The organism is Desertihabitans aurantiacus (assembly GCF_003344635.1).
In the GTDB taxonomy this organism is placed as follows: domain Bacteria; phylum Actinomycetota; class Actinomycetes; order Propionibacteriales; family Propionibacteriaceae; genus Desertihabitans; species Desertihabitans aurantiacus.
This window is the reverse complement of the sequence record NZ_QPKK01000145.1, coordinates 1-10,057: the sequence shown is the minus strand read 5'-3', so window position 1 is coordinate 10,057 and position 10,057 is coordinate 1. Positions and strand designations below refer to the sequence as shown.

General features: G+C 72.8%; 9 protein-coding genes and 1 tRNA gene. 9 read left to right on the top strand and 1 reads right to left on the bottom strand.

The window, feature by feature from the left end; genetic code table 11:
• From DVA66_RS12295 to DVA66_RS12260, 8 genes are all read left to right on the top strand, one after another.
• A partial coding sequence (locus DVA66_RS12295; protein ID WP_157973975.1) for a DUF3566 domain-containing protein occupies positions 1-791 on the top strand: 791 nt, incomplete at its 5' end.
• A gap of 58 nt (positions 792-849) precedes the next feature.
• Positions 850-923 (top strand) — tRNA-Ile (locus DVA66_RS12290).
• A 79-nt stretch (positions 924-1,002) separates the two neighbouring features.
• On the top strand, positions 1,003-1,908 hold the full coding sequence (locus DVA66_RS12285) for a LysR family transcriptional regulator (RefSeq protein ID WP_114560350.1): 906 nt from the start codon (positions 1,003-1,005) through the stop codon (positions 1,906-1,908).
• A 117-nt stretch (positions 1,909-2,025) separates the two neighbouring features.
• Entirely contained in the window at positions 2,026-2,874 is an 849-nt protein-coding gene (locus DVA66_RS12280) for an MBL fold metallo-hydrolase (protein ID WP_114560349.1), read from the top strand.
• A gap of 25 nt (positions 2,875-2,899) precedes the next feature.
• Positions 2,900-4,198, top strand: coding sequence for an ABC transporter substrate-binding protein (locus tag DVA66_RS12275; RefSeq protein ID WP_198671707.1), 1,299 nt, complete (start codon positions 2,900-2,902; stop codon positions 4,196-4,198).
• Positions 4,195-5,115: a carbohydrate ABC transporter permease gene (locus tag DVA66_RS12270; RefSeq protein WP_114560348.1), complete on the top strand. Its 921-nt coding sequence runs from the start codon at positions 4,195-4,197 to the stop codon at positions 5,113-5,115. Before DVA66_RS12275 ends, DVA66_RS12270 begins: the two co-directional genes overlap by 4 nt.
• Entirely contained in the window at positions 5,102-5,944 is an 843-nt protein-coding gene (locus DVA66_RS12265) for a carbohydrate ABC transporter permease (protein WP_198671706.1), read from the top strand. Before DVA66_RS12270 ends, DVA66_RS12265 begins: the two co-directional genes overlap by 14 nt.
• On the top strand, positions 5,941-6,984 hold the full coding sequence (locus DVA66_RS12260; protein WP_114560347.1) for an ABC transporter ATP-binding protein: 1,044 nt from the start codon (positions 5,941-5,943) through the stop codon (positions 6,982-6,984). The genes DVA66_RS12265 and DVA66_RS12260 overlap by 4 nt, the downstream gene beginning before the upstream one ends.
• A gap of 39 nt (positions 6,985-7,023) precedes the next feature.
• Here the strand turns inward: DVA66_RS12260 and DVA66_RS12255 are convergent, their stop codons facing one another.
• A complete protein-coding gene (locus DVA66_RS12255) occupies positions 7,024-7,995 on the bottom strand; it encodes a glycosyltransferase (RefSeq protein ID WP_114560346.1) in 972 nt (323 codons plus the stop codon).
• Positions 7,996-8,364: 369 nt separating this feature from the next.
• Here DVA66_RS12255 and DVA66_RS20925 point away from each other — a divergent pair.
• Positions 8,365-10,057, top strand: a 1,693-nt coding sequence (locus DVA66_RS20925; protein ID WP_198671705.1) for a choice-of-anchor G family protein, incomplete at its 3' end; no start/stop codon positions are given.

Sequence of the window (10,057 nt, the reverse complement as noted above, 5' to 3'; positions counted from 1 at the left end):
CGCAGGGTGCGGGTGCTGCCGCCGGCGCCGCTGCCGGCTCGTCCACGCCCGCCGCGTCGGGCGGGCAACCGCAGCGTCCGGTTCGCAACCAGCCCTCCGACGCCTGGAGCAAGACCTCGGCCGACCAGCGTCCCGGCGGTTCGCCCACCGACAGCAACCCGACCCGGGTCAACCGGCCCGTCGCCTTCCAGCCGCCGCAGGGCGGCGCCGGTGGGGCCCCGGCAGAGGCCGAGCGTCCGACGACCCCGGACGCCACCGCGCAGCAGACCGCCACCCCGCAGCGGACCGCGCAGAAGGGCGAGGAGGCGAGCACCGAGGTGGTCGGCACCGGCGCGCTCACCACGGTGAGCGGCTCGATGAAGGAGCCGGCGGCGACCGACGGCAGCGCCGGCGCGAAGGCGGCCGCCGCGCGCAAGCCGCGGCGTGCCCGGCTGCGGCTGTCCCGGATCGACCCGTGGTCGGTGATGAAGATGTCGTTCCTGTTCTCCATCGCCGCCGGGATCGCGATGTGGGTGGCCGTGGCCTTCGTCTGGTGGGTGCTGCAGACGTCCGGTCTGTTCCAGGGGGTCAACGACGCCGTCACCAGCATGCTCGCCGCCCCCGGTGACGCCGACCCGTTCCGGCTGGAGGAGTACGTCAACGGCCCGCGGGTGCTCGGTGCGACCGCGCTGCTGGCCGTGGTCGACGTGCTGCTGATCACCGCGATCAGCACCGTCGCCTCGTTCCTCTACAACCTCGGCGCCGCCATGCTCGGTGGTCTGCAGGTGACGCTGGCCGAGACCGACGACTGAGGTTTGGCGCGTCCGCACCGGTGGGCTAGTATCTCCCCTCGGTGCTGACGCACCTCCCGGGCCTATAGCTCAGACGGTTAGAGCGCTGCCCTGATAAGGCAGAGGTCACTGGTTCAAGTCCAGTTAGGCCCACCCGACTTCCCCGGCACAGCGCGTTCCTGCGTCTGCCGACGTTCTCCCGCCGTTCACCACCGGGTGCTGCCATGTCCCCGTGGAGCTTCGCCATCTGCGGCTGTTCCTGGTGCTCGCCGAGGAGCGCCACTTCGGCCGCGCCGCGGAGCGGCTCTTCCTCGGTCAGTCCTCGGTCAGCCAGCAGCTCCAGCGGCTGGAGCACGACGTCGGGGCCCGGCTGCTGCACCGGACCTCCCGCCGGGTCGAGCTGACCACCGCCGGCGAGGTCTTCAAGCGGGAGGTCGAGCAGATCCTCACCCATCTCGACGACGCGGTGCAGCTCACCCGCGAGGCGGCGGCCGGCCGTCGTGGTGCGTTACGGATCGGCGCCAACTACCCGGCGGCTCGGCTGCTGCTGCTCCCCCTGCTCGGCCAGCTGCGCGACCAGCTGCCCCAGCTCAGCACGTTGCTGCGCGAGATGAGCACCGACGACCAGCTGCTCGCGCTGGAGCACGGTGAGCTCGACCTCGGGCTGGGCTACGGCCCGATCGACCACCACCGCGTGGACTCGGTGCACCTGCTGGACGTCCCCGTGGTGGCCACCGTGCGCCGCGGTCACCCGCTGGCCGACCGCGACCTCGTCGGCTACGCCGAGCTGGAACGGTTCCGCTACCTCACCGGCCTGCGCGGGCTCGGGAACCGGATCGAGCAGGTGCTGCTGCCCGCTGCTGCGAGCCAGGGGGTCCGGCTCCGGCCCGCCGAGACGAGCACGGACCTGGCCAGCTACCTGCTGGAGCTGGAGGTCACCGACACCGTCGGCTTCTGCTCCGCGCCGCGTGGCGACCAGAACCGGGCCAGCGGGATGGCGGTGCTGCGTCTCGGGCCACCGGAACCGGTGCTGCAGCTGCACGCCTTCGTCCCCCGGCCCGCCGAGCCGATCAGCGGGTGGCTGCTGGAACGCCTGGTCGCCCTGGCGGCGTCGGCGGGAGGTGCCGACGCGGCCTGAGCGAGATCGATCCGCTGGTGTGATCGTCGGTTCACCAGACGCTCCTTGTTGGCCCTGGCCGGGCCTCCCACGATGGTCACGACGGCCCGGTCCGCGGGCCCCGGACGAAGGTTGACCATGCAGCTCCTCCCCCTCGGCCGGATGGCCGGGATGCCGACCGGCGGACAGGCCAGCTCCGGCTACCTGGTCCGTCACGGCGACACCACCGTGATGCTGGACGCCGGTCCCGGCACCGCCCTCGGGCTCAGCGCCGTCCCGGACGCCCGTCCACACGCGGTGGTGGTGAGCCACCTGCACACCGACCACATGCTCGACCTGCTGCCGATCGGCAAGATGCTGCTCAACCAGCGGCTGGCCCTCGACCCGTCCTCGGGACGGACCGAGCTCTCCGAACTGCCCCCGGTGCCGCTCTACGTGCCCGAGGGGGCGGGGGAGACCCTGCGCGCCTGGGCCCGGCTGTTCCCGGTGACCAGCCACCCGGTGCTCGACCGCGCCTTCGAGCTCGGCTTCGAGGTGGTGGAGTACCGGCCCGGCGACACCGTGGCGGTCGGTGGTCTGCGGCTGCACTGGCGGCTGCTCGAGCACGTCGCACCCAACTGCGGGACACGGGTCGAGGCCGACGACGGGACGTCCTTGGTCTACACCGGCGACACCGGACCCACCCCGGAGCTGGCGCTGCTGGCCGAGGGTGTGGACCTGCTGCTGTGCGAGAGCACCCTGCGCGATCCCGACCGCAGCGGGCACGGCCACCTCAGCTCCGTCGAGGCGGGGCGGGCGGCGCGGGAGGCCGGTGCGCGGGAGCTCGCCCTCACCCACTTCGCCAGCGCCGACCCCGCCGACCACGAGTGGCACCGCTCGCGGGCCGCGGAGGTGTTCGACGGCCCGGTGACCGTGGCCCGGGTCGGCCAGCCCCTCGATCTCGCCACCACCTCCGAGCCGGTCAGCAGCACCCCGGCCACCTCCTGACGCCCGTCCACCGGAAGGCAATGCCATGAGATCCGTCTCCACCCGCGCCCTCGTCCCGCTGCTCGCCGGAGCCCTGCTGCTGTCGGCGGCCGCCTGCTCGGCCAGCGCTCCGGCCGCCGATCCCGGCTCGGTCACCATCACCTTCAGCTCCTACAACTACGGGACCCAGGGCTCCGCCGGCACCGGGACCCAGGCCCTGCTCGACCGGTTCGCCGAGCTGCACCCCGAGATCACCGTCGAGCCGCAGTCGGTGCCGGTCGCCGATGTGCTCACCTCCGCCCGCGCCGCCACGGCGGCCGGGGAGCCGCCGGACGTGGTGCAGCTGGGCTACAGCAAGCTGGCCGAGGGCCTGGAGACCCTGCCGGTGCAACCGCTGGACGAGCTGGCCGGCGACGGCTGGGACGCCCATGTCTCCGGTATCGTCCCCGGCCCGGTGGCGACCGGCACCCGTGACGGCAGCACCTACGCCCTGCCCTACACGATCTCCATCCCGACCGTGCTCTACAACGCCGACCTGTTCGAGCAGGCCGGTCTCGACCCCGACCAGCCGCCGGCCACCATCGAGGAGGTGCGCACCGCCGCGACCGCCATCGTCGGAACGGGGGCCGAGGGCGTCTACTTCGCGATGGCGGACCCGGGCAAGTCCGACTACCTGACCCAGTCGGTGATGAACAGCGCCGGCGGCGGCGTGCTGGACGCCGGTGGCACCATCACACTGGACTCGCCGGCCTCGGTCGAGGGGATCCGGCAGATCCAGTCGCTGACCACCGACGGCCTGCAGCCTGCGGTCGCCGTCGACGACGCGATGGCGGCCTTCACCACCGGGGACCTCGGCATGCTGGTGATCAGCACCGCGGTGCTCGGCACGGTGCAGGACGCGGCGGAGGGCAACTTCGAGCTGCGCACCACCGCCTTCCCCGGCTTCGGCAGCGCACCGGCGGCGCCGACCCACTCCGGGGCCGCGCTGGTGTCGTTGAGCGAGGACGAGGCCCGCCAGCGGGCGGCCTGGGAGCTGATCTCGTTCCTGACCAGCGAGGAGGGCTACCAGCTGATCGCCACCGAGATCGGCTACCTGCCGCTGCGGCAGAGCGTGGTCGAGGGAGAGCTGGCCGGGTGGCTGGAGGAGAACCCGCTGCTGGTGCCGACCATCGAGCAGCTCGACCAGATGCAGGCCTACCAGTCCTTCCCCGGGCCGCGGTCCAACCAGGCGACCCAGCTGCTGCAGGACGAGGCCGTCGAGCCGGTCGTGCTCCGTGGAGCCGATCCGCAGAGCTCCCTGACCAGCACAGCGAACCGGATCCGCGAGCTCGTCGGGGCGCCGTGACCGCCGCCGCGACCCTCGCCGCACAGGCCCCGGTCGTCGCTCGCCGGCGACGACCGGGGCTGGCGGGCTGGTCCTACCTGCTGCCGCTGCTGCTCGTGGTGGGCGTCTGGATCTACCTCCCGGTGCTGGCCACGGTGGTGCTCAGCCTCCTGGACTGGAACCTGACCAGCCCGACGGCGGAGTTCGTGGGGCTGGACAACCTGCGCCGGCTGCTGTCGGAGCCCGAGTTCGCCCAGGCGGCCGGGCAGACCCTCCTCTACGCCGTCGCCCTGCTGCCGTTCTCCACCGCGGTCCCGCTGCTGCTGGCGGTGCTGCTGTGGGCACGCCCGGGTCGGGCCAGCACGATCTACCGGTCGCTGCTGTTCGTGCCGGCGATGGTGGCACCGGTCGCGGTCGCCGTGGCCTGGCGGTTCCTGCTCAACCCGCTCAACGGGCTGGTCAACGAGGTGACCGGCCGGGTCGGGCTGCCGGCGGTGAACTGGCTGGGTGACCCTGCTTGGGCGCTGCCGGTGATCGTCGTGGTGACAGCCGCCCGGGTGGTGGCGTTCAACATGCTGCTCTTCAGCGCGGCCCTCTCCGGTCTGGACCGCCGGGCGGTGGAGGCGGCCCGGCTGGAAGGGGCGACCGGCTTCGAGGTGGTGTGGTTCGTCGTGCTGCCCCAGCTGCGCAGCACCACGGTGCTGCTCGGGCTGCTCAGCGTGGTGCTGGCCGGTCAGTGGTCGTTCACCAACGTCTCGGTGCTCACCCAGGGCGGCCCGGATGGCGTCACCGACAACGTCTACCACCGGATCCACACCCTCGGCTTCGGCTACTTCGAGACGGGCATGGCCTCCACCGCCTCCGTGCTGGTGCTGGTGTTCTTCGCCCTCGCCGCGCTGGCGGCCGAGGCAGTCAGGAGGCGTCGTGGCCGGTCGTGAGCTCCTGCCCGACGGGGCGGGACGAGCACGGGTCGGAGGTCTGCTCTGGCACCTGGCGCTCTGCGGTGCGGTGGTGTCCCTGCTGTTCGCCGTGGTCTGGGCACTGCTGAGCTCGTTCCGCCCCACCTCCCGGATCTACGGGCTGACGCCGTCCTGGCCGACGCTGGAGCACTACACCCGGGTGCTGGCGGAGTGGCCGGTGGCCACCTTGGTGGGGAACACCTTCGTGATGGCGAGCGCCGTCGCCGTCGGGCAGGTGGTGATCGGGTGCCTGGCTGCCTTCGCCCTGGTGCACCTCACCCCGCGGGCCCGGCGTCCGGTGCTGGCCCTGCTCACCGTCTCCCTGGCCATCCCGCCGCAGGCGCTGATCATCCCGCAGTACCTGATGGCCACCCGGCTGGGGTGGTTGAACACCGAGGCCGGGCTGATCGTGCCCCAGCTCGGCTCGTCCGCGCTGGCGGTGCTGGTGCTGGTGCAGCACGTCCGCGCGATGCCGGTCTCGGCCGCGCAGGCGGCTCGGCTGGAGGGAGCGCTGCCGCGGGAGGTGCTCTGGTACGTGGTGCTGCCCGCGCTGCGGCCGGCGATCGCGGCGGTGGCCGTGCTGGTCTTCATCACCACCTGGAACGAGTACCTGTGGCCGCTGCTCATCACGCCGAGGACCGAGGACACCACCGTCCAGATCGGGCTGTCCCAGTTCGTCACCGCCGAGGGCACCGACTACGGCGGTCTGCTGGCCGCCAGCACGCTGACGAGCCTGCCCATCCTGCTCGTCTACCTCGTCGCCGCGCGCCGGATCACCGACGCCTTCATGCAGGCAGGAGCCCGATGACCACCACCACCGCCAGCGACCTCGAGCTGCGCGACCTCAGCAAGCACTACGGCAGCACCGTGGCGCTGGACCACACCGACCTGCACGTCCCGGCTGGTTCGTTCACCGCCGTGGTCGGCCCTTCCGGTTGCGGCAAGTCGACCCTGCTCCGGGTGCTCTCCGGGCTGGAACCGGTCACCTCGGGCGCCCTGCTGGCCGACGGCGCGGACCTCACGCGGGTCCCGGCCGGCGAGCGCGGCGTCGCGATGGTGTTCCAGGACTACGCCCTGTACCCGCACATGGACGTCGCCGCGAACATCTCCTTCGGCCTCCGGCTGCAAGCCCGGCACCGACGCGATCGGCAGCCGTCCCGGGCCGAGATCGCCCGACGCACGCAGGAGGTTGCGGAGATGCTCGAGCTCGACGAGCTGCTGCGACGTCGCCCGGACCAGCTCAGCGGCGGTCAGCGGCAGCGGGTGGCGCTGGCCCGGGCGGTGGTCCGCCGACCTCCGGTGCTGCTGCTCGACGAGCCGCTGGCTGCGCTCGACGCCCAGCTGCGGATCTCGGCCCGGGCCGGGCTGCAGCGGCTGCACCGCGAGATCGGCGCCACGGTGCTGATGGTGACCCACGACCAGCACGAGGCGCTGACCATGGCGGACCACCTGGTGGTGATGCGGGACGGACGGGTGGTCCAGGCGGACCGGCCCGAGCAGGTCTACGCCCAGCCGGTCGACCGCTTCGTGGCCACCTTCGTCGGATCGCCGCAGATGAACCTGCAGCCAGGCGTGGACGGCGGCCTGCTCGGCTGGCGGGCCGAGGACGGCCGGCTGCTCGAGCCAGGAGAGGCGGCCCCGGCTGGGCACCTGCTGGTCGAAGGGACTGTCGAGCTGTGTGAGTTCACCGGCTCGGCCCAGGACGTCGTGTGCCGCGACGGCAGGACCTCCTTCACGCTGCGCCAGCACGTCGGCACCGTGTGGCTCCGCCCGGGTGACCCGGTGCGGTGCGTGGTGGCCCCGCAGCGGCTGCACCGTTTCGACCGGGACGGCCGCCGCCTCGGCTGAGCCGTGCCCGCGACCAGCCTGGTGGGCCCGCCCGGCCGCTCAGCGTGCCGCCTGCGCCAGCACCCGGTCCCAGTCGGCGAGGAAGCGGTCGATCCCGTAGTGGCCGAGGGCGTGCTCACGAGCCACCAGCCCCGCTGCCCGGGCCTCCTCCGGGTCGTCCATCCAGCGCCGTGCGGTGGCGAGGAGCTCCTCCAGGTCGTTGCTGACCAGGCCGGCCCCGTCGGGCACCGCCCGCGGGTGCTCGGTGGTGGCCAGCGCCAGCACGGGCATGCCCAGCATCATCGCCTCCAGCAGGGAGAGGCCCAGACTCGTCCAGCGGTAGGGGTGCAGGTAGGCCCGGTGGGAGGCGATCCGGTCGTGCAGCTCCTGCTGGGAGAGGTTGTGCACCCGAGTGGCCGGCAGGTCGACCCCGTGCTCGGCCGCGGCGGCCGGCAGCAGGTGGGAGTCGATGCCGTGGACGTCGACGTCGAGCTCGCCCGCGATCCGCAGCAGCAGGTCGGTGCCGGCCACGCGCCAGCGGCGGACCGGTTCGTTGACCACGGCGGCCAGCGACGCCCGCTCACCGGTGTAGCGGTGGCCGGGGTCGATGATCCCGTGCTCGACCACCGAAGTGGGCGCCCGCCCGCAGTCCCAGGCCATCTGGTTGAACCAGGTGACGTGCACGACCGGGATGTCGTCGCGGTCGGCCACCGGGTGCCGGCTGCGGACCGCGTGCCCGGTCGGGGCGTTGTGCTCCAGGTAGACCGCCGGCAGGTCGTGTCCGGGACGCCGGCCCGTCCAGCGCTCGACCAGCTCCAGCTCGTGCGGCCGCTGCAGCACCACGACATCCAACGGCTCGTCCCGCAGCTGGTCGGCCGGCACCTCGCGGGCCGACGCCGGCCAGTCCCAGGACCGCGCCCGCCCGCCGCCGTCGGCGCTGCGGTCGGGGAGCAGGGGCACCACGTAGTCGTGCGCACCGGCCACGAACGAGGTGGACCAGGACCCGTGCACGTGCCAGTGGAGGACCTTCACCTGCCCGGCTCCCAGGTCGTCCCGCGGACGCCGGGTGAGGACGGGGCGCCACCGACGGAGGTCTGCACGAGTGCGTCGTACCCGGTGCGCGCGACCTCACCCCTGGCACCGCACCGGGGTCGTCCTGCTCCTGTCCGAGCCGGACCCTCCTCGTCCGACTCCGGCTCGGAGGAGTTGCACAGCACGGTGCCTTGCGGGTCTACTTGGCTCGGGCCACCAGGCCCGCTGATTCGGGGGAACCAGCAGAACGGGCCATGTCGCCGGCCCTAGAACGTTCGCTCACCGCTCGGAGGATCCCCCATGGGCTTGCGCCCCCGCGTCCCGATCGCTCTCGCTGCCGCTGCAGCGGTGGTGTCCACCATCGCCCTGATGCCGACAGCCAGCCAGGCGGCCGAGGTGGACCGTGCCGAGGCCGAGGGAAGGCTCCTCACCGGCGACGCCGGGGCCCTGAACCTCAACACCGTCGCCGAGCTGGACGGCGCGTACTTCGCCGACGCGTCCAACCCCGGCGCCGGCTTCGAGAACATCGACGCCAGCGTGCTCAGCGGTCTGGTCGACGCCGAGGTCGGCGTGCCCCTGTTCGGTACCGAGGGCCTGATCGAGCTCGGCGCCCTCGAGCAGTACGGCCGCAGCGAGACCGGCGGGGTGCCCTTCGCCTCCTCCGGTGCCGTCACCGAGTCCGGCGCCATCGACATCGCCGCCGTGGACGACCCCGCCCAGCAGGCCAGCGTGAACCTCACCCCGCTGCTCGACCGGGCCGGACTGAGCGCCCTGCTCGATGAGGCGAGCCTGGAGCTGGGCGCGGTCTCCGGTCTGGCCACGGTGGACGACGAGGGCAGCTACGTCGGTGACTACCAGATCGGCGATGGCACGCTCACCCTCACCAGCCCGGCGACGGAGGCGACGGTCACCAGCCTGAACGGGTTGGTGGGAGACGTCTCCACCGACGTCAACGCCATCACCGCCGAGGGCGGGGTGATCGACGACGCCGTCGCACCGTCGCTGGCAGCGATCCGGAACACCGTGAACTCCGCGCTGCAGCCGGTGCCCATCCTCCCGCCGCTGGGCGAGGTGGAGGAGCTGGACGTCACGGCGACCCTCGACCTCGACCTGGAGACCGCGCTGGCCAACGTGCTCTCCCAGCCGATCGGCGAGGAGGAGAACGGCGTCACCATCAACCTGAGCACCGGCGAGATCGTGGTCGACCTCGCGGCCATGGTGACCAGCGGGACGCTGGACGACCTCCCGCCGAACACCGAGCTGCTCGACGCCGAGACGATCGAGGCCATCAACACCGAGATCGCGGCGGTGCTCGACACCGTCCCGGCCCTGGTGGTCGACACGGTGAACGACGCCCTGAACAGCGCCGACCTCACCATCGCCATCACCGGGGACGTCACCCTCGCCGGGCTGCCGGTCGCTGACCTCGCGATCACGCTCGACGGCACCCTCGGAGGGTTCACCGGGGCGGAAGGCGCCGAGGAGCCGACGACCGCGGTGGCGCTCGACCTCGCCGGTCTGAACCTCAGCGCGCTGACCAACGCGCTCGCGCCGCTGCTGACGGGAATCCTCGACAACCTGACCAGTCCCCTGCTGGAAGCGGTGACCGGCGCCGGGCTGGCCGAGACGGCCGTCACACCGGTCGTGGACACCCTCGCCACCGCGCTCGACCCGGTGATCGACGGCGTTGCGACCAGCCTGCTCGCCGTCACGGTGAACGTGCAGGAGACGCCGGGCGACTTCGTCGACCCGCGCGGTGAGGACGCGGACTCGTTCACCCAGTCCGCGCTGAGCATCGCCCTCCTCCCCGGCGACCCGCTGGTCGACATCGACCTCGCGTCGGCCACCGTCAAGCTGGCCGCCCCGGACGATGACGACGATGCCAACGCCTCCGCCTCGGCCGCTGCCAGCGCCGCTGCGGACAGCGACGCCAACGCGGCCTCCGAGGCCGCGGCCCAGGCGGCCGCCGACCCGGACTCCGACGACAACACCGACGCCACCGCGGCGGCCACCGCCGCGGCGGACGCGGACGCCAGCGCGGCTGCCGAGGCTGCCGCGCAGG